General features: G+C 67.2%; 15 protein-coding genes and 1 pseudogene. 8 read left to right on the forward strand and 8 right to left on the reverse strand.

Features of this window, described 5'->3' with window-relative positions:
- Nucleotides 1–39: 39 nt before the first annotated feature.
- The 3 genes from ACOQFL_RS17880 to ACOQFL_RS17890 all read right to left on the reverse strand — a co-directional run bounded on the left by ACOQFL_RS17880 (nucleotide 40) and on the right by ACOQFL_RS17890 (nucleotide 3,515).
- Nucleotides 40–1,053, reverse strand: a complete 1,014-nt coding sequence (locus tag ACOQFL_RS17880) for an o-succinylbenzoate synthase (protein WP_435545329.1) — start codon at nucleotides 1,051–1,053, stop codon at nucleotides 40–42.
- Nucleotides 1,054–1,142: 89 nt separating this feature from the next.
- A complete protein-coding gene (locus ACOQFL_RS17885; RefSeq protein WP_435545330.1) occupies nucleotides 1,143–1,739 on the reverse strand; it encodes a suppressor of fused domain protein in 597 nt (198 codons plus the stop codon).
- Nucleotides 1,740–1,850: 111 nt separating this feature from the next.
- The gene (locus ACOQFL_RS17890) at nucleotides 1,851–3,515 is read right to left on the reverse strand and encodes a DNA repair helicase XPB (protein ID WP_435545331.1); all 1,665 of its coding nucleotides are present in this window, start codon (nucleotides 3,513–3,515) and stop codon (nucleotides 1,851–1,853) included.
- A gap of 377 nt (nucleotides 3,516–3,892) precedes the next feature.
- Here ACOQFL_RS17890 and ACOQFL_RS17895 point away from each other — a divergent pair, with 377 nt between their 5' ends.
- Complete coding sequence (locus ACOQFL_RS17895) at nucleotides 3,893–4,537, forward strand: hypothetical protein (protein WP_435545332.1); 645 nt, start codon at nucleotides 3,893–3,895, stop codon at nucleotides 4,535–4,537.
- Between the two features lie 571 nt (nucleotides 4,538–5,108).
- Here the strand turns inward: ACOQFL_RS17895 and ACOQFL_RS17900 are convergent.
- The 4 genes and pseudogenes from ACOQFL_RS17900 to ACOQFL_RS17915 all read right to left on the reverse strand — a co-directional run.
- Nucleotides 5,109–5,871, reverse strand: a pseudogene (locus tag ACOQFL_RS17900) (ABC transporter ATP-binding protein); the annotation flags it as partial.
- Nucleotides 5,872–5,924: 53 nt separating this feature from the next.
- Nucleotides 5,925–6,731 (reverse strand): ABC transporter permease, encoded by an 807-nt coding sequence (locus tag ACOQFL_RS17905; RefSeq protein ID WP_435545333.1) that lies wholly within the window; start codon nucleotides 6,729–6,731, stop codon nucleotides 5,925–5,927.
- Nucleotides 6,728–7,492: an ABC transporter permease gene (locus ACOQFL_RS17910; RefSeq protein WP_435545334.1), complete on the reverse strand. Its 765-nt coding sequence runs from the start codon at nucleotides 7,490–7,492 to the stop codon at nucleotides 6,728–6,730. Before ACOQFL_RS17910 ends, ACOQFL_RS17905 begins: the two co-directional genes overlap by 4 nt.
- A 188-nt stretch (nucleotides 7,493–7,680) precedes the next feature.
- Nucleotides 7,681–8,703: an ABC transporter substrate-binding protein gene (locus ACOQFL_RS17915; protein ID WP_435545335.1), complete on the reverse strand. Its 1,023-nt coding sequence runs from the start codon at nucleotides 8,701–8,703 to the stop codon at nucleotides 7,681–7,683.
- Nucleotides 8,704–9,340: 637 nt separating this feature from the next.
- On the opposite strand from ACOQFL_RS17915, the gene ACOQFL_RS17920 reads away from it, so the two are divergent.
- From ACOQFL_RS17920 to ACOQFL_RS17935, 4 genes are read left to right on the forward strand one after another with little or no spacing between them, the layout of a single operon-like run.
- Nucleotides 9,341–12,859: a sensor histidine kinase gene (locus ACOQFL_RS17920; RefSeq protein ID WP_435545336.1), complete on the forward strand. Its 3,519-nt coding sequence runs from the start codon at nucleotides 9,341–9,343 to the stop codon at nucleotides 12,857–12,859.
- Nucleotides 12,856–13,284, forward strand: a complete 429-nt coding sequence (locus ACOQFL_RS17925; RefSeq protein WP_017973097.1) for a roadblock/LC7 domain-containing protein — start codon at nucleotides 12,856–12,858, stop codon at nucleotides 13,282–13,284. Before ACOQFL_RS17920 ends, ACOQFL_RS17925 begins: the two co-directional genes overlap by 4 nt.
- 31 nt (nucleotides 13,285–13,315) lie before the next feature.
- Nucleotides 13,316–14,062 carry a DUF742 domain-containing protein gene (locus ACOQFL_RS17930; RefSeq protein ID WP_435545337.1) on the forward strand — a complete coding sequence of 249 codons (747 nt, stop codon included), beginning with the start codon at nucleotides 13,316–13,318 and terminating at the stop codon, nucleotides 14,060–14,062.
- Nucleotides 14,043–14,651: a GTP-binding protein gene (locus ACOQFL_RS17935; protein ID WP_435545338.1), complete on the forward strand. Its 609-nt coding sequence runs from the start codon at nucleotides 14,043–14,045 to the stop codon at nucleotides 14,649–14,651. Before ACOQFL_RS17930 ends, ACOQFL_RS17935 begins: the two co-directional genes overlap by 20 nt.
- Before the next feature lie 186 nt (nucleotides 14,652–14,837).
- Here the strand turns inward: ACOQFL_RS17935 and ACOQFL_RS17940 are convergent, their stop codons facing one another.
- Nucleotides 14,838–17,138, reverse strand: a complete 2,301-nt coding sequence (locus tag ACOQFL_RS17940) for a helicase-associated domain-containing protein (RefSeq protein ID WP_435545339.1) — start codon at nucleotides 17,136–17,138, stop codon at nucleotides 14,838–14,840.
- Between the two features lie 195 nt (nucleotides 17,139–17,333).
- On the opposite strand from ACOQFL_RS17940, the gene ACOQFL_RS17945 reads away from it, so the two are divergent.
- From ACOQFL_RS17945 to moaC, 3 genes are all read left to right on the forward strand, one after another.
- Nucleotides 17,334–17,528 (forward strand): hypothetical protein, encoded by a 195-nt coding sequence (locus tag ACOQFL_RS17945; protein WP_435545340.1) that lies wholly within the window; start codon nucleotides 17,334–17,336, stop codon nucleotides 17,526–17,528.
- Nucleotides 17,529–17,835: 307 nt separating this feature from the next.
- Nucleotides 17,836–19,323 (forward strand): NAD-dependent malic enzyme, encoded by a 1,488-nt coding sequence (locus ACOQFL_RS17950; protein ID WP_435545341.1) that lies wholly within the window; start codon nucleotides 17,836–17,838, stop codon nucleotides 19,321–19,323.
- A gap of 90 nt (nucleotides 19,324–19,413) precedes the next feature.
- Nucleotides 19,414–19,905, forward strand: coding sequence for a cyclic pyranopterin monophosphate synthase MoaC (gene moaC, locus ACOQFL_RS17955; RefSeq protein WP_435545342.1), 492 nt, complete (start codon nucleotides 19,414–19,416; stop codon nucleotides 19,903–19,905).
- Nucleotides 19,906–19,921: the final 16 nt, after the last annotated feature.

Below are 19,921 nucleotides of genomic sequence, written 5' to 3' on the forward strand. Positions count from 1 at the left end.
TCCACGAAGCCGGAGCGTTACCCGCGGCCGGAAATTCGGTTATTCCGATTCCTCGGCAGCGCCACGCGGCATGAGATCGTGCACCCGGCGCAACCGGTCCAGCCAGCGGTGCTGCGTCTCCGCCGGAGGTGTGGCCGCGGCGACCAGCGCGGGGGAGGGGGCGGGGGCGCGTCGCGGCACCGGCAGCCATCCGTTCACCGGCAGCAGGGGCTCGCTGACCATGTCGCCGTCCAGCAGCGCCACCGTGCCCAGGCCACAGGCGAAGGGCAGCTCCGGCAGGGCCCCGGCGAGGGCGAGCTGCGCGGCCAACCCCACACTGCTCTCCACCGCGGAGGAGACCACACAGGGAAGTCCGCAGGCCTCGGCCACCCGCAGCGCGCGTCGGACCCCGCCCAGCGGGGTCGCCTTGATCACCGCCACATCGGCCGCCTCCGCGACCGCCACCCGCAGCGGGTCCACCGCACGCCGAATCGATTCATCCGCCGCTACGCGTACATCGACCCGCCGTCGTACGGCGGCCAGCTCCGGCACCGTTGGGCAGGGCTGTTCGACGTACTCCAGGCCGGAAGCGGCGCGGTCGAGCTCACGGATCCGCCGCACAGCCGTGTCGGTGTCCCAGGCGGCGTTGGCGTCCACCCGCACGGCTCCGGAGTTGCCCAGTGCGTCCCGCACCGCCACCAACCGTTCGACGTCGGCCGACTCCGGCTGGCCCGATTCGGCCACCTTGACCTTCGCGGTACGACAACCGGAGTCCGCGACGATGCGGTGTGCCCGCTCCGGGTCCACGGCCGGAACGGTGCAGTTGACCGGTACGGCGTCCCGTACCGGCTCGGGCCAGCTCTCGAAACAACTCTCCAGAGCGGCGCGCAGCCAAGGGGCGGCATCCACGTCCGAGTAGTCCTCGAACGGGCAGAACTCCCCCCAACCCGCGGGGCCGCTGAGCAGCACGCCCTGTCTGGTCGTGACTCCACGAAATCTCGTACGCATCGGCAGGCTGTAGACGCGTACCGCGTCGAGTTCGGCCAGGTCGAGTTCGTCGTCGGTGGAGCACATGACTTCGATCCTGGCACGTGCGTACCAACTCGGGCAGAGGTTTGCCCGGAACACCACACCGTCGGCGGTGGTCACAGCGAGTGCCGGGGTCAGGCCACGCTGGGTCTGCCGATGTCGAAGACGTCCACCTCGAAGCGGGCCCACTGCTGCCGCAGTGCCGCGACGCCCCGATCGAGCGCGAAGTTCAGTTCACCGAGGGTGACCGGCAGCAGCGTGAACACCTGTAGCTGTTCTACTCCCTGCGCGTCGGTGAACCGGGTGAACTCGGGCGGGAAGAGTGGATGACCACCCGCCAGCAGCGCGTGGAACTCGGTACCGGCCAGCAGCGGTTTGTCGTTCGGTACGAGCTGGTCCGGCACCAGGTGAGTCCCGTTCCGCACCAACAGTTCCGACGAGATGTCCACCAGGTAGCGGGCCGCTTCGGCCTGTTCCCGGTAGACCGTGCACGCCAGTTCCTGCGCGGGCTCGGCACCGATCGGTTGGAAACGCAGTCCGGAACTGATCACGGAGCTGAGGTGGTATTCGTCCAGATGGAAAAACACCAGACCGTAGCCACGATCGGGGCCGTGCACGTTCGGTGGTTCCGCCTCGGACGGTGTTCCCGCGTACCGTTCCAGGTTCGCTGCCAACCCGACGAAGCGGTGAGCCCCGCCTATCGTGGGTGTCGCGTCGTTCCCGGTGCTCATCCTGGCCCTCCAGCATCCTCCGCCTGCGGTGGTGTCCAACTACGGGCGTCGAAGCGGGATCGGCCCACCACGAGCCGTACCCCGCGCCCCCAGGAGCGGGGCAACCGCCTCTCACCCGTCCACATCGGGAACGGCCGGTCCCAGCAGGTCCTCGGAGTCCAATATCCGGTAGGCGTAGCCCTGTTCGGTGAGGAAGCGTTGCCGGTGTGCAGCGTAGTCGGTGTCCAGGGTGTCCCTGGCAACCACCGAGTAGAAGTGCGCCTGGCCGCCTTCCGTCTTCGGCCGCAGCAGTCTGCCCAGCCGTTGGGCCTCCTCCTGTCGCGAACCGAACGTACCGGACACCTGCACGGCCACCGAGGCCTCCGGGAGATCGATGGAGAAGTTGGCGACCTTGGAGACCACCAGCCGGTTGATCTCACCGCGCCGGAAGGAGTCGTAGAGGGCTTCGCGCTCCTTGTTCCTGGTCGAGCCCTCGATGATCGGGGCGTCCAGCTCCCGGCCCAGTTCGTGCAGTTGTTCCAGGTAGGCGCCGATCACGAGTGCGGGCTCGCCGGGGTGTTGGTCCAGGATCGCCCGTACCACCGACGCCTTGGTACGTGCGGTGGCACACACCTTGTAGCGTTCCTCGGCCTCGGCGGTGGCGTACTCGATGCGTTCGTTCTCGGTCAGCGTCACGCGCACCTCGGCGCAGTCGGCAGGCGCGATCCAACCCTGCGCCTCGATGTCCTTCCACGGCGCGTCGAAGCGCTTGGGGCCGATCAGTGAGAACACGTCGCTCTCCCGGCCGTCCTCCCGCACAAGGGTGGCGGTCAGACCGAGGCGACGCCTGGACTGGAGATCGGCGGTCATCCGGAACACCGGCGCGGGAAGCAGGTGCACCTCGTCGTAGACGATCAGACCCCAGTCGCGGGACTCGAACAGGTCGAGATGCTGGTACTCGCCCTTGGACTTGCGGGTTATCACCTGGTAGGTGGCGATGGTGACCGGCCGGATCTCCTTCTGCTCGCCGGAGTACTCGCCGATCTCCTCCTCGGTCAGCGAGGTTCGTTCCACCAGCTCGCGCTTCCACTGTCGCCCGGCGACCGTGTTGGTGACCAGGATCAGCGTGGTGGCGCCCGCTTCGGCCATGGCCGCCGCGCCGACCAGTGTCTTACCGGCGCCGCAGGGCAGTACGACCACTCCCGAGCCCCCTGCCCAGAAGGCGTCCACGGCCTGTCGCTGGTAATCACGAAGTTGCCAGCCGTGCTGGCGCAGCGAGATCGGATGGGCCTCGCCGTCCACGTAGCCGGCCAGGTCCTCGGCGGGCCAACCCAGTTTGAGCAGGGTCTGCTTGAGCCTGCCGCGTTCACTGGGATGCACCACCACGGTGTCGTCGTCCAGGCGCGACCCCACCATGGGTTTGACTTTCTTGCTGCGCAGCACCTCTTCGAGCACGGCGCGATCGCGCGCCGTCAGCACCAGCCCGTGCGCCGGGTCGTTGGACAGCTCCAGCCTGCCGTAACGACCCATCGTCTCGACGATGTCGACGAGCAGTGGCTGCGGAACCGGGTACCTGGAGTTGTTGACCAACGCGTCGACCACCTGCTCGGGATCGTGACCCGCGGCCCGCGCGTTCCAGAGCGCGAGCGGGGTCACCCGGTAGGTGTGAACGTGTTCCGGTGCTCGTTCCAACTCGGCGAACGGTGCGATCGCGGTTCGGGCCTGCTCGGCCCCGGGATGATCGACCTCCAGCAGGACGGTCTTGTCCGATTGGACGATCAGCGGTCCGTCAGTCACGTGCTGGCTCCTGGCTGAACTGGATCGGTGCTGGTGTGCGCGGGTGGTCACCACCGGCGCAACGGGTTCCCGACCGTCGAGTATTCCACCGCCGACGGAGCGTGCCACAGTGTCGCGCACCACGGTACCCGTCGGGTCGGCCGGTGGGTGGGCGTCAATTTCCCGCGAAATCGTCGGGCGCCAGCCGCGGATGTGCGGTCGGACACGGCTTCGCGAGTGTGTTCCGCGTCCGGCAGTGCGGGGCACAAAGCTCCTGTTGCGGTGAGATTCCATTGCGACAACACTCGTCCGGTTCGTCGGAAAACGAGGTCCCGGTATGTCGCCTTCCTCCAGTATCTTCTTCGTCCGAAAGAGTGAAAGCTATCGAAGAGGACGGCGTGAGTACTCCATCGCAACCACCCGATCCGGCGGAACCGCCCGAAGAGCAGCGGGCAGCGGAAGAGCCCGCTCACGAAGCTGGCGCGGAACAACCCACCTCCGAAGAAGGAGAGGGCAAGGCTCGTAAACCGCTGGTGATCACACTCACCACGCTCGGCGTGGCAGTGCTGCTCGGAGTCCTCGGGACGTTCGCCCTCGGGCCGCTGCGGTCGAACATCACCGAAGCGATCTCGGGTTTCACGGGGCCGACCATCGAGAAGGGTGACTGCCTCGACATGGTCGACGCGAGCCTGCGGAACTTCGAGGAGGAGAAGGTCGCGTGCGGCTCCGAAGCCTCGGACTACAAGATCGTCAAACACTTGACCAACGAGAGTTGTTCCGAAAAGCGCGCTTACGAGGTGTTGACCATCGAAAGTGACGTCTACTGCATGATCCTGGACGTCACCGCCGAGGACTGCCTGTGGGTGCAGGACAAGCAACACCTGGACACCAAGGTCTCCTGCGAGTCGAACAGGGCGACGTTCGACGTCACCAAGGTCGCCGACAAAGCCGACAAGGCCGTCTGCGCTCCCGGCTCCTATTACGCGATCTACCCCGAGCCCACCCGCACGGTGTGCATGAAGGAAGTCAACGGTAAGGGCTGAAGTACCGGGTCGGACCACTCCCGCGAACGAGTTCGCGCAAGGCTCGTTCGATACCGGCGGCGCGGTCGGAGTGATCGGAGCCGTTCGCCACCGCTCGGTGGCGAACGGCTCCTCCTGTCATGGGCGAGTCAGCTCGACTCGCGTGCCGCCGATTCCGCCGTGGTGGCCGATTCCGTTTCGGACTTTTCACCCTCGGTTTCCGACACCGTCCCGGTCTCGGAGTTCCCCTCGGTCTCGGAAGCCGCATCGGTTTCCGAACCGGCCTCACCGGTCTCGTGGGATCCCGTGCGGGAATCCGGTTCTTTCTCGGAAGCGGATTCTTCGGTCCGGGCTCGTTCCTCGGCGGGCTCCGCTTCCGTCTCGGGCTTCGATTCCGCCTCGTCGGCCGACTCCGTTGGGGAAGCAGCTTCTGTGTCGGCCTCCGAAGTCGTGTCCCCGGTTCGCTCGGTCGGAGCTTCCGGAGCTTCCTCGGAGTCGCGTTCGTCCGCCTTCTCCGCTGTCTCTGCGACTTCAGTGGGCTCGGTGGTCGTTTCCCCGGAGGCCCCGGAATCGTCCGAATCGGGCTGGTGCTCGCGGCTTCGCAACAGCCTGGCTATCTCGCCACGCAGCTGGACGAAGGTCTCCGATTCGCGCGTACTGATCTGGTCGCGGTCCTCACCGAGTTCGACCGGCAGATCGGCCACTATGGAGGCCGGGGACTTCGACAGCACCAGCACCCGGTCGCTGAGATACACGCTCTCGTCGATGTCGTGGGTGACCAGCAGAATCGTCGTGTCCTGCTCCTTGCGCACCTGCAGCAGCAGGTCCTCGAGCTCGAACCTGGTCTGCGCGTCCACCGAGGCGAACGGTTCGTCCATCAGCAGCAGCGCGGGACGGCACGCCAGTGCCCGGGCGATGGCCACGCGCTGCTGCATTCCGCCGGAGAGTTGCCAGGGGTACTTGCGTTCCGAACCGGACAACCCGACCCACCGCAGGGTCTGTTCCGCCCGTTCGCGGCGTTCGGCCTTGCCGATACCGCGGGAGCGCAACGGGAACTCGATGTTGCCGCGCACACTCATCCACGGAAACAGCGAGCGGCTGTAGTCCTGGAAGACGACAGCCAGGTCCTCCGGCACGCCTCGCACCAGGTCGCCGTGCATCCGCACCTCGCCGCGGCTCGGTGTGATCAGTGAGGCGAGGCAACGCAGCAGCGTCGACTTGCCACACCCGGAGGGGCCGACGATGCAGGCCAACTGGCCGGACTCCACGTCGAACGACACGTCGCCGATCGCGGTGTGCTGTTGACTGCCCGCGTAGGTGTGGCCCAACCCCGTGACTTCCAGCATCTTCGGCACGGTGTCGCTCCTGTCGGTTATCGGTTCGGACTGCTCCACTGTCAGGGTGTTGGTCATTGGGGCACCGCCTTGAGGACACGGCTCTCGACAGCCGAGAGGATCGCGTTCAGCACGTAGCCGAGAACGCCGATGAGTACGATTCCGCCCCAGAGCTGTTCGTAGTCGAGTTGGTCGCGTGCCAGCACCATCGCGTGGCCCAGACCGTCGCTGGCTCCGACCAGCTCCGAGATCACCATCATGATCAGCGCCAGCGAGAGGCTGATCCGCAGACCCGCGAAGATCTTCGGCACGGCGCTGGGAAGCACCACCGACCCGAACCAGAGCGGACGGGATATCCGGAACGCACGAGCGGTCTCGGTCTTGGTGACGTCCACCGAGCGCGCGCCGTCGGCGCTGTTGAGCAGGATCGGCCACACGCAGCCGAAGACGATCGTGGCCAGCTGCAGCTTGAAGCCGATGCTGAACAGCACCATGAACACCGGCAGCAGCGCCGGGGGCGGGATAGAACGCGCGAAGGACAACAGCGGCCCGACGTAGGCGAGCGCGTTGCGCGAACGCCCCAGTGCCAGTCCCAGCGCCACTCCGGCGACTCCGGCGACCAGCCATCCCAGCAGCAACCTGCCGATGCTGGGCAGCACGTCCTCGAACGCGGCTTCGGTCAGGAACAGCGTGCCGATCCCACCGCTGAACCACAGCTCCCAGGTCCTGGTGATGATCTGGAGCGGCGTGGGGAAGAACGTGTTGTCCCCGCCGGCGGTGATCAACTGCCAAAGCAGTACGCACACGATCAGTACCGTGAGCTGCAGCACGGCCCCGGTCAGCCGACCACGAGTGCGGACCCTGGTTCCTTCGGTGCTCATGATGTACCTCCCGCCGGGGCCCAGGTGATCCACTTCCGTTGTGCGCCGGCCATGCCCGCGTTGATCAGGTAACCGAACACACCCGCGATCAGGGTTCCCGCCAGCACCTGGTCCATCCGGCCCGCACCACTGCTGGCCAGGTAGATGTAGTGGCCGATCCCGCCGTTGCTGCCCATGAGCATCTCGGCACTGATCAGCACGATCAGTGCGGTGCTCGCGGACAGCCGCAGACCGGTGAACACGAACGGGATCACGTTGGGCAGCTTCACGCGCAGCAGTACCTGCGTTCGCGAGATCCGGAACGCCCTGGCGGACTCGAGCAGCTGGTCGTCGATCTCACCGATGGCGTAGATCGTGTTGAACAGCAGTGGCCAAAGACCCGCGTAGACGGCCAGAAAGATCTTGCCCGCGGGACTGCCCGCCGCCACGACCACGACCAGCGGGATCAGTGCGACCGAGGGGACGGGGCGCAGGAATTCGATCAGCGCCGTCACCGCGGTGCGCAGCAGCGGCACGCTGCCGAGCAACAACCCGGCGGGCACGGCGATCACAGCGCAGAGACACAGCGCGATCAACCATGCCAGCACGGTGGCGACCACGTCGCGCAGGAAGTCCTGCTCGCCGAGCATCCGCACGAGCTCTTGCAGCACGGTGGAGGGGGGTGGGAGATATTGCTGTGGCGCGAGACCGGAACGGCCGACGATCTCGCAAATCACGAGAAAGACGGCGACCCCGATCAGCGCGCGTAAGGTGTTACGCATGGTTTCCTGACTGGTTCCGATGGTTTGGCCGGGATCCGTCGATCCGGGACACTGATACGAGTTCGTCCCGCCGGAAGCTTCGGGACGGCGAACGCCTCGCCGTCCCGGGCGGAAAACCTCGATCAGTCGAGCGGCAAGCAAATGCCGGGCCGCGTTCGGCGGCCCGGCTGGCGTTGCTCGTTCTCAGGTCACTCGTTGCTCTCGGGTGCCTGGTAGAGCATCGTCTTGATGTCGAACTGGTTCGCCGGGAGCTCACCGTTGTTCTCCATCAGGCTCACGACGCTCTTGAGCCTGCTGGCTTCGAGCGTCGACGGGTAGGTGCCGATCGTGACCAGCGAGGCCGTCTTGGGCTTGATCTTGGCGTACTCCGGCAGCAGTTCCTCGACCGCGTTGCGGTCGCCGTTGGCCTCGGCCTGGGCCTTCGACATCACGCGCTGGAACTTGGCGGCGGCTTCGGAGTTCTGCTCGACCCACTCGCTGGTGGCGGCGTAGCCGGCGATCGGCATGTTCGCGGTCGGGCCGGAGGCCTGGTCCAGCAGGGTTTCCGCGCCGAGCTGGTTGGCGCGGGAGATGAAGGGTTCGATCACCGAGGCCGCGGCGACATCGCCCCGTTCCAGTGCGGAGGGCATGTCCGGGAAGTCCATCGTGACGAACTCGATCTTGCTGGTGTCGACCCCTCGGGTCTCCAGCGCGCTCACCGCGGTGAGTTCGTTGAGGTTGGCCCGTGTGTTCACGGCCACCTTCTTGCCCTCGAGGTCGGCGGGCTCCTGCACCGATCCGTCCGGCATGTGCATCAGCAGGAAGGTGCCCTTGGTGGCCTGGTAGGCGTCCGAGATGGCCTTGACGTCCACCTTGTCCTGCTGCTTGGCCCGGATGAACGAGACCCAGTTGCCGAAGGTGACATCCAGCTCACCGCTGGCGATCTTCGGGATACCCTGCGCACCACCGGCGATGGTGCTGGTGTTGACCTTCAGCCCCTCTTCGGCGAAGTACCCTTTGTTCTTGGCCAGGTGCAGTGGTGCCACGTCAACCGCGGGCATGGTGCCCAGGTTGATGGTGGTCATTCCGGAGTTCGAATCCTCGTTGCCCTCCGAACCGCTCAGCAGGCCGCAGCCGGAGGTCAGGAACAGGCCGATTCCGGCAGCGAGCGCCAGCGCTCTCCGGGACAGTGAGCGGCCGCTGGGGCCGCCGCGCGTAACAGGTCGAACCATGGTCAGCAATGCTCTTTCGGGTGATCTGAACGGGACGGCGAACAGGTCATTACTTTCACGGTTCCGGTACTAAGAGTCAACAGCTCAATAGTTATGCCACCACACGAGTGGTGCTCAATGAGCTATTTGGACACACAGTGCGAACAATGAATCTCTTTCGTGTAACGAGTGCGATTGGTCTCAGGCACTCGCGTCATGGTGAGTGTTTTATCTCACATTCGAGCGTGAGAGGTAGCTCGCTGTGCCGATCTAGCCGGGTGATTACCCTCTAAAGGTCTAATCCTGGCAATAGTGTGAATAACGGTACGTATAGCGCCCCACTTTCCCGATCGTGGTGTGCGCCAGTACGCTGAGGCCGCCCGCAGGAGTCGCGCAGCCCCGGCTCCACGGGGGGTGCGTTCGGGATGTCAGGGTGACGACCATCCCCTGAGCTGCACTTTCGTGTTTTCGGTGTCGACTGTCCGCACTGCGGAGACGACACGTGCCCGTAACTGTCGGAATGAGGAAGCCACGAGTGGCCGGAGGAAACAAAGGCCCCGATCGGTCGACCGGGACGGGGTCAGCGGGTTCACACCCATTGGTGACGGGTGCGGAAACCGCGACCGCGAGTGAAACGGGTGCGCCGGGGGAGGCACCCGTGGCGAACGGCAGCAGCGGTCCGGTCGACGATCACTCCGAGGAGCGGCCCTCGGGTGGGCTGCGGATGCGCAACTGGCGCCTGCGTACCAAGCTGCTGGTGGTTCTGCTCGTCCCGGCACTGGCAGCGCTGGTGTTCGGTGCTCTGCAGGTCGTCTCCGACTACAACCAGACACAGCAACTGCTCCGGATGCGACAGCAGGTCACTCTGGACACCAGATCCGCCGAGGTCGTGCACGAGTTACAGCGCGAACGCGACCTCACGGTGGCCTACATCGCGGCCGGACGCGGTGGCGAACGTTCCCAGCTGACCGAGCAGCGCGCCGCCGTGGACGCCGCGATCGAACGGTTCCGCTCGGCGATCGACGAGGCGAAACAACGGGGCAACACCTCGGTTGCCTCCTCCTACGAACAAGCGGTCAACCGGTTGGACCGGCTGCGGGCACTGCGCACGGTCACCGACGAGACCGCCTACCCGGCCAAGGCCGCGCTGCGTGCCTACAGCGCCTCACTGGACAACCTGATCGCGCTCGGTGAGCGCGCCGTCACCAGGATCAACAACGAGAGTGTGGTTCGGCTCTACCGGGCCACCAACGCGCTGTCCCGGGTCAAGGAGCAGGAATCGGTCAAACGCGCCAGACTGCTCTCGGCGTTGGAAAGCGGCGAATTCGGTATCGGTGGCCAGCGGCAACTGCTCGCCACCGACGCGAGTATGGAGGCCGCGCTGGAGGAGTTCCGCAAGCGCGCCACCAACGCCCAGATTCAGCGCTACAACGACACTGTCTCGGGCCTCGCGGTCGGTCAGGCTCGTGACCTGCAAGAAACCGCCATCGTGCAGGCCCAGCAGGGTGAGGGGCTCGACGATATAAACGCCCAGGAATGGATGCGTACGGCGACGCAGACGGTGAACCTCACCTACCAGGTGGAGTCGGAACTCCGGCAGCAGCTGCAGAACCAGGCGGACCAGCTGGCCGGCGCCGCTCGTACCCAGACCTATGTCGTGGTGGTGCTGGTACTCCTCGTGCTGATCGTGGCGTTCGCCATCGCGCTCCTAGTGGCGCGTTCGCTGCTGCTGCCGCTGCGCACGCTGCGGCGTTCCGCGCTGAACGTGGCCGACAACCGGCTTCCCGAAGCAGTCGAGTCCATCCTCGAAGAGGACAATCCGGACCTGGGCGAACGCAGCCGTATCGACCCGATCCCGGTGCACACCACCGAGGAGATCGGCAGGGTGGCGCGTTCCTTCGACGCGGTGCACGCGCAGGCGCTGCGCCTGGCCTCCGAACAGGCCCTGCTGCGCAACAACGTCAACGACCTGTTCGTCAACCTGGCACGCCGCAGCCAGACGCTGGTGCAGCGTCAGCTGTCGCTGATCGACCGGCTGGAGCAGGACGAACAGGACCCGGACCAGCTCAGCCAGTTGTTCGAACTGGACCATCTCGCCACCCGGATGCGCCGCAACAACGAGAACCTGCTCATTCTCGGCGGCACCGATCTGACCCGCCGGACGGTGCGTCCGGTCCCGCTCAGCGAGGTCATCGGCGCCGCTGTCTCCGAGGTGGAGCAGTACGCGCGGGTGGTCATCGGGGAGACGCCCGAGCTGGCGATGCAGGGGCGCGTGGTCAACGACATCGTGCACCTCATCGCGGAGCTGCTGGAGAACGCCACCGTCTACTCCAATCCGGACACCGAGGTCACCGTGCGCACCGCCTATCGCAGGCAGGAGCTCGTGCTGGAGATCCGTGACCGCGGTGTGGGGGTCGACGCGGAGCAGCTCGACGAGATCAACGATCGGCTGGTTCGCCCGCCGGACATCGATGTGGCGGTCTCGCGCCGAATGGGCCTCTACGTCGTCGGTCAGCTCGCACGCAGGCACCACGTCACGGTCGAACTGCAGAACAACGGTGACCTCGAGGGTGGCGCCACCGCCACCGTCCGGTTGCCGGGCGAGCTGATCGTGCAGCTCACCCCGAACGGCCCCATGCCGATGCCCGACATGCCGCGCGAGTCGTCGCGGGAGAGCATGGGCGAGACCGGCTCCAACGCCGGGCTCGCCGCCGCGTTCGGCGGTGCCGACCGTGCGGCCCAGCTCGAGCAACCGCAGGCCAACAACGGGTATCACCAACAGTTCCCCTCGAGCTCCCCGGAACTCGACGAACGTGACTCCGTCCCGGACAGCCCGGCGGCGCTGGAGGCGGAATCGACCACGCGAACCCCGTGGCCGGAGGAACAGCCGGAGTCCTGGGCACCGGACTCGGAGCCGTCGGAGACTCCGAACTATTCGGTTCGGTTGTCCTCGGGAGACACCTACGGAGTCACCGAGGTGCCGCGCTGGGAGAACGATTCCGAATCGCGGGATTATCCGGACGAACCGGAACTTCGTCGCGATGACCGACCCACCATGGGCTGGCCCGGGCCGGACGACTCGCCCCGTGCGACCGAATCGGACTCTCCGGACGAGTACGAGGGGCAGTGCGCCCCACCTCCTGGGCTGGAGGATTCTCCGGACCTGTTCCACAGTCCGTTCGAGTCGGAGAAGACCGAGCACATGTCCTGGCCCGGCCCCGAGCCGGCGGACGAGTCCGCCGGAGCGGGACCGCCCGTGCGCCCGGGGGACACCGACATCACCGAGCAGGTACCCGCTGTCGGACTCGGCTCCGAACCGGGTGCGCCGGAGATGGACGACACCCCGACCGAGCGGCTTCCCATATACGAAGCGGTGCTCTCGCAGTGGTTCCGTGAGGAAGACGGGGAACCCGCCACTACGGGACGTTCGGCCCTGGAGCACAACTCCGAACTTCCCTCCGACTCCGAGCTGGTCGACGACGCGATCGGTTGGCCGGGGCGCTCGACGTTCACCGACGATCATGGCGGTGATTCGCGACGTAATGGTATGAACCACGCGGTATCGTCTGGTGGCGATCTCGATGCTGGTGTTACCGGAGGCGAGTCGCGGAATGCTTCCCACCCGAGCGCTCGTGATTCGGCAGGACAGCGGGGGCCCGCTTCGCGGCCCGCCGAGTCCGAGGGGCACGAACGGCGAGTACCGCTCGAGGAGCCCGGCAGCTCCGCCGCCCCGGAGCCCGAACCCACGACCGACGGCGGCGGTTCCCACAGCTCGGAAACCGCCATGCGTGCCTTCTCCGGCCGTAGAGCTGCCACGCGCGAACAACGCAACCGGGTAGCCGACGCCCGTCAAACGGGCGAGGACCCGGGATGGGGTGCCGGTGACGCCGGATGGGAGGCCGCCGAAGCCCTCGTACAGCAAACCGAGCAGGAACAGGAACAAACCGCGGCCGGGTTGCCCAAACGCAGACCCAAGTCGAATCTTGTTCCGGGCTCGGCCACAGAACACCAGTCGCCGCCACCTGGCAAACCGGCAGTGCCCCGGTCGGCCTCGGCCGTCCGTGGCAGAATGTCCAACTTCCAGCAAGGCGTCCGACGTGGTAGGCACGCAAAGGTCGAACCAGAATCGACCGAACAGTCCCGCTCGATTCCGAGCCGTCCCGAGGAGCAGGAGTGACCGGGTCCGTCCAACAACCCATGAGCAGCAACAGCTTCAGTTGGCTGATCACCGACTTCGTGCGTCGGGTACCCGGCGTGGCGCACTCTGTCGTGGTCTCCGCGGACGGTCTGTTGCTCGCAGGATCGCAGGGTCTGCCCCGAGACCGTGCGGAGCAGTTGTCCGCTGTCGCGTCAGGGCTGGTCAGCCTTACCCAAGGCGCCGCCCGTTGTTTCGAGGCAGGTGACGTCACCCAGACGGTCGTCGAGATGGAACAGGGCTACCTGTTCCTGATGTCGATCAGTGACGGCTCCTGCCTGGCGGTGTTGGCCGCACCCAATGCCGACATCGGTCTGGTTGCTTACGAGATGACCCTGTTGGTGGAGCGTGTCGGACGACAGCTCACCCCCGAGCTGCGCGCTCAGTTGCAGGGTATGGGTCGATGAGATCAGCCGAGGCTGACGTTGGGAGCTCATGATGAGCGAGGGGGCCAACCCGAACTGGGACGGGGACCTGTTCCGGCTCTACAGCCAACGGATGGGTGACGACTGGCAGCAGGACTTCCTCGGTGAAGCCCCGGACGGTGGCGCCGGAGGGCAGCCCACCCCGCGTGGCGGCGAAGCCGCCAGTACCGAGGAGTACCAGCGTGGACTCTTCGGCGGGCCCGGTGCGGATCTCTTCGGCTCCGACTACCGCTCGGAGCACGGCGAAGCCGCCTCCGGCCAGGGGTCGCGTGGCGGTGAGGACGGTTCGGGCGGCGGCCCGATGTCCATGCCGTCCATCTCGCAGCCGATGTCCCCGCTGTCGCAGTCCATGCCGTCGATTTCCTCCTCGATGCCCTCCATTCCCGGGCAGGACGGCACGTCGGGTGAGGACACGGAGGAAGAAGGCTCGCTGATGCGGCCGTACGCCCGGACCCGCGGGCGTACCCGGAGCGACTACGAACTCGCGATCGAGACCCTGGTCTCGACCAGCGAGCTAGGGCGTACGCAGAGTGCGCAGGCCACACCGGAACACCGGTCGATCTGTGGCCTGTGCACGGATGCCCGTTCGATCGCCGAGATCTCGGCGCACCTGCGGCTTCCGCTGGGAGTGGTGCGAGTGCTGATCGGCGATATGGCCAGTCTCGGCCTGGTCGAGATTCACGATAGTGGAATGGTCGTGGGCGACCGGCCGTCCATGGAGTTCTTGGAAAGGGTGCTCAGTGGGCTTCGCAGGCTCTGATCCCCACGCGATGAACGGTGGAGACGGTGGTGGAAAGACCTCGACGAAGATCGTGGTCGCCGGTGGTTTCGGGGTCGGCAAGACGACCCTGGTCGGATCGGTCTCCGAGATCCTCCCGTTGACCACCGAAGCGGTCATGACCGAGGCCAGCGTCGGGGTCGACGACCTCACGGCCACGCCGGGCAAGGTGACCACCACGGTCGCCATGGACTTCGGCAGGGTCTCGTTGGACTCCGAGCTGATCCTGTATCTGTTCGGAACCCCCGGGCAGCACCGCTTCTGGTTCATGTGGGACGACTTGGTCCGTGGCGCCATCGGCGCGGTGGTGCTCGTGGACACCCGCCGTCTCGCCGATGCCTTCGCCTCGATCGATTTCTTCGACGATCGTCAGCTCCCCTACGTGGTGGCGGTCAACACCTTCGACGGGGTGCTGCACCACCGCCTCGAGGATGTGCGGGAGGCGCTGACCATCGACGAATCCGTGCCGATGCTGGGATGTGACGCCAGGGACAAGGAGTCCACCAAGAACACCCTGATCACGCTCGTGCAGCACGCGATGCGGCAGCGGATGGCGACCTCACAGAGCTGATCCGTTCGCCCTCGCCGGTGGCCGGTGGTTCGGCCCGCCCGGCCGAGCCCACCGGTACGTGGATCGAGTTCCTCCGGTTCGCGGCGTGGAAGCCCGCTGGAAGGCTGCCACGCTTCGGAGGTATCGACCGCGTGCCGGAGCGTGCCCGGTCCCGCGAGTTCCGCGCGGGACTCTCGGGCGAGCTGTTCACTGGTCGACCACCGCCACCGAGGTGATCCGGTGCAGCGGGAAGTCACCCAGCTCACCGCGGGTGGAGTCGAATCCCTGCAACACGCCGCCGCCGACACTCACCGGCCGCACGATCCGCTGCGTCGCTCCGCCCTGGGCGTCCACGAACCCCAGCCACACGCTGTGGCTCTGGCGCGCCGCCTCCCGTAGCAGTTCCAGCGTCGCGTTCGCGCTGGGTCTGCCGCGTTCCGGCGCGATGGTGTTGCCCCGGGTGGCAGCGGCCTGATCTCCCGCCCGCAGCGTGCGCACCCGCTCGGTGAGCTGCTGCTCGTCCGGACGGGTGGAATTGCTCGGTTCACCGCGTGCCCCGCCGTACCTGCCCCGCCCCTTGATCCGCTGCGGCCCCCGACTCAGGTCCAGCACACTGCCGTCGGTGCTCTCCGCGACCGGCGCGTACCCGTTGCCGCGCAGCTCCTCGACGAGCTGCTCCAACGGCAGCGGGCTGATCAGCACGGTCGGGGCGATCCTGCGCAGCCCCAGGTGGGCCAGCTGCTGCTTCCCGAGAACCTCGGTGAGCACCACGGGATCTTCACAGCGCAGAAAGGACGAAGCCGTTCCCACGCGCAGTTTGCCGTGCCTGCGGGCCGTGTCGTCTATGAGATAGGTCAGCCCCTGCGGCACCGGGGTGCGGGAACGCTGTTCGAACAGCTCCCGCAGCTGTTCGCTGCTGCGCCCGGCGTCGAGCGCTCGCCGTACGCTCGACTCGCTCACCCGGTACACCGTTGCGCTACCCGCCGACTCCACGTCGGCCACCAGGTTCAGCTCGGCGGCCAGCTCCGGCTCCAACCTGCCCGGGGCCACCACGGTCAGATCGGCCTGCACCAGCACGTGATCGACCGGTTCCGGGATCGCTGAGGCCATAATCCCGGCGGCAGCGCTCTCGTCGCCGGTCAGCAACGCACGCCCGGCCGAGGAAAGCCCCCCGAGCGCGACGATCCCCAGCGCCCTTGCCTCCCGGAGACTCCAGGCCACCAGTTCGTCACGCATCGAGCCGCCGCGTCGCGGCGCGCGCCAGGCGAGCACGGCGGCAACGTCGTCCTCCCGCCGGAAGCCCCACCCGCCGGGCTGCTCGTCCAGCGACTCCAACACACGCCGCCGGTCACGAGGTGCCGAGGAACGTCGCAGCCCCTCGGACAGCGTGCCCAGCAGCCGGTCCCGCGCGTCCCGCGAACCGATCAGACCGGGCAGCCGGGGCAGCTCCAGCCAGGAGCCGGCCAGCAGCGCCCAGCGGTGTTCCGGAGAGGCGGCCAACCACACATCGGCCTGTCTAGTCGGAACCCACTGCGGATCCTCCTCGGGGCTGGTGTCGATCAGCCCGGTCCCCACGGCAAGCTCCACGACCAGCGCGGCGCGCGTCTCGTCGCTCTCCAGCTTCCGGGCCAGCTCACGGACGTCCCGCACCCCCACTCCACCGGAACGCAGCACGTCCGGAGGCTCCTGCCCCCAGCTCTCCAGCAACAGCTCGACGTGGCGGTTCAACTCCAACGCCTCACCGGCGGCAGTGCCGTCGATGCGCTGTTGGCCGTGCTCGTCGAGTTCCGGTACCGGTTCCGTCGTCGCCACATCTCCCATCGGGCGGTCGCCTCGTGCGGCGAGCCCGAGCTCGCGGGGGAGTTCGACCGTGTTCTCGTCCCGTCGAAGCAGCAGACCGCGAAGCAGCAGCCGACCGATCGGGGTGTCCGAACGCTCCGCGCCGGGTTTGGCCTGCCCCGTGCGCCCGATCGGAGAAGCACCAGCGAGTTTGCTCACGACGCCGTGCTCCTCGTCGTCCAGTTCCGCCAGGACCTCGCGGGCGCGCTGCTCGGACAGTCCGCCGAGTTCGGCCCCCAGCCCCGCGGGGTGGGCGCCGATGGTTTCCCGCACCGTGACCGCGGTGCGGAGCGCATCGTCCGGACCCCAAACCAGGGCGAGCTCCCGCAGCGGCTCGACTCGGGAGCGCAGCTGTTCCAGAGTTGCCTCGCCGCCGAAGAAGCCGGTGAGCCGCTCCAGCGACACGCTCCGCTCGTCGGCGTCCAGCAGCACCAGGGCCTCCAGCACGTTCAGGCTGAACGTGTCCAGGTCCTCGCAGGCACGCGTGACCGAGGAACGCACCGTCGCGCGTGCCGCGAGTACCGCGGAGTCCGTCGGGGGCGGCGTCGCCAGATCCGGCCGGGAACGCAGCAGCGCGAGCAGCTGCCGGTCGTCGCGGGCACGCAGCAGCGCGGCCAGCGAATCGGTGCTTTCGTGGGGCGGTTCGTTCGTGGCTGGGTCGGCGGGCATCCGTTCCAACATACCCGTGCGGGTGGCTACCCGGTGGCGTGTGGTAAATGGCACTCGCCGTTCGGGGGTGGTGGGGGCAACACCCCGGATCAGGCAGACTGTGCTTCGAGTAGGAAAGTTCGAAAGCCCTCTCGCGGCTCGGTTCCGGCCGGGATCACCGGGCGTACGCGGCGGGATTCCCCGAAGGAGGTTGGCGTGGCCGACGCGAGCAAGTCCAAACGTGAGCGCATCGACCCGGAGTGGCCGCACGACGAGGCCGGACACCCGGTGACCGAGTTCCTGGCCGACCGCCAGGGCGCCATGTCTCCGTTCGGGGAGGTCACCTTCCCACTGCCGGAGGGGTCCGTGCCGTACCACCATCCCGAGACCACGATCAATAAGAGCTCCTAGCGCTACTCCCGTACGCGAACGGTCGTCGCCCCGCCAGCCCCTGGGGCCACCGGTGTTCCGTCCGTGCTCACCGCCCCGTTTTCCCCGCGGCCGCGGTGTCGGATCGACCACACGTGGCCGGGAACCGCGAGAGGCTCCGGCGGGCGGGGCACCGCGACGAGGCGGTTGACCTGGTGCTGCGCGGGGCATTGCCGGGTAGATGACGAAGACCCGTTGGGACGGGGTCGCCGTGGTGCCGCGATGGTGAGTTCTAGTCTCGGAGCTGCCACAGGGTTTCGCGAGAGCTCATCACTGACAGAGGTGCTACATGCCGGTTCCAGGTCCGGGCTATTCGATCACCGTTCGCGTCGAGGCCCCACCCTCGGCGAACGCCGCCGGTGACCTCACCACCGCGGTCGGCCGTACCGGTGCGGTCATCACCGCGTTCGACGTGGTGGAGTCGCACTCCGACCGCATCGTGGTGGACATCACCTGCAACTCGTTGTCCGCCGATCACGCCGAGGACATCACCGAGGTTCTCGAGGCGTTGCCGGGCATGCACGTTCGCAAGGTCTCCGATCGGACCTTCCTGGTGCACCTTGGCGGCAAGATCGAAGTCAATTCGAAGGTCGCACTGGCCAATCGTGACGACCTCTCCCGCGCCTACACCCCCGGTGTGGCGCGGGTGTGCACCGCCATCGCGAAGAATCCCGACGACGCACGCCGACTGACCGTCAAGCGCAGCTCCGTCGCGGTACTCACCGATGGCTCGGCCGTCCTCGGGCTCGGCAACATCGGCCCCGAGGCCGCGTTGCCCGTGATGGAGGGCAAGGCCGCGCTGTTCAAGAAGTTCGCCGGGGTCAACGCCTGGCCGGTGTGTCTGGACACCCAGGACACCGAGGAGATCATCCGAGCCGCGGAGCTGCTCGCTCCCGTCTACGGGGGCATCAACCTCGAGGACATCGCGGCGCCGCGTTGTTTCGAGATCGAGGCCAGGCTCCGGGAGAAGCTCAACATCCCCGTCTTCCACGACGACCAGCACGGCACCGCCATCGTCGTGCTCGGGGCGCTGCGCAACGCGCTGCGGGTGGTGGACAAGGATCTCTCGGACTGCCGGGTGGTGGTCTGTGGCGTGGGCGCCGCGGGCTCCGCGATCATCCGGTTGCTGCGCAAGAAGGACCCCGCCGACATCATCGCGGTCGACATCGACGGCATCGTGCACAGCGGGCGGCAGGACGCCGACGAGCACCTGCGCTCCATCGCGGAGCAGACCAACGCCGAGGGACGCACCGGCTCGCTGAGCGACGCGGTTCGGGGTGCCGACGTGTTCATCGGAGTGTCCGCGCCGAACCTGCTCAGCGAGGACGACGTGGCCGCCATGAACGACGACGCGGTCGTGTTCGCGCTGGCCAATCCCGACCCCGAGGTGGATCCGCTGGTCGCGCAGCGACACGCCACCGTGGTCGCCACCGGGCGAAGTGACTACCCGAACCAGATCAACAACGTGCTGGCCTTCCCCGGGTTCTTCCGGGGGCTGCTGGACGCGCACGCGCACAACATCACCGACGACATGATGCTGGCCGCTTCCAACGCCATCGCCGACGTGGTGGACGTCAATGACCGGGTGAATGCCTCGTTCATCGTGCCCAGCGTGTTCGACACCACGGTCGCTCCCGCCGTGGCTGACGCGGTCCGCAGGGTCGCGGTCTCCGGCGAGCCGGTCACCCCGGCGGCACAGGGTGGTGCCACCGGCGGCACCGTGGTGGGCGCCGTGGCGCCGAGCTTCGCGGAACTCGACGAGGAAACCGACATCTGACGAAGCGCTACCGGCTCACAGTGCGGCCGCCGCTGCCCGCGGCGGCCGCACACCTGTGTCGTGCCGGTGCCGATCGTCTAGGCTCGCCGCATGGCGACACAGCACGAATTCAGCCACGTGGACGAGTCCGGTGCCGCGCGGATGGTCGACGTCGCCGACAAGGAGAGCAGCGCCCGCAGCGCGGTGGCCTCCGGCGTGGTGCGTACCACGGCGGCCGTGATCGAACAGCTCCGGCGGGACGACCTCCCGAAAGGGGACGCGCTCGCCACAGCTCGTATCGCGGGCATCATGGCCGCCAAACGCACCCCGGATCTCGTGCCGCTGTGCCATCCCATCGCGATCGCCGGAGTACGGGTCGAACTCGAAACCGGGGAGCGGGAGGTGCGGATAACCGCCACGGTCCGTACCACCGACCGGACCGGGGTCGAGATGGAAGCTCTCACCGCCGTCACCGGGGCCGGACTGGCACTGCACGACATGATCAAGGCGGTGGATCCGGCCGCCGTGCTCGACGAGGTGCGTGTCGAGCGCAAGGAGGGCGGTAAAACCGGAGTGTGGACCCGGCCGGACGATTCGGAATGAGCGCCGGGTCGGAATG

Origin of the sequence: Actinopolyspora sabaoui, from assembly GCF_051225635.1 — a bacterium.
In the GTDB taxonomy this organism is placed as follows: Bacteria; Actinomycetota; Actinomycetes; order Mycobacteriales; family Pseudonocardiaceae; genus Actinopolyspora.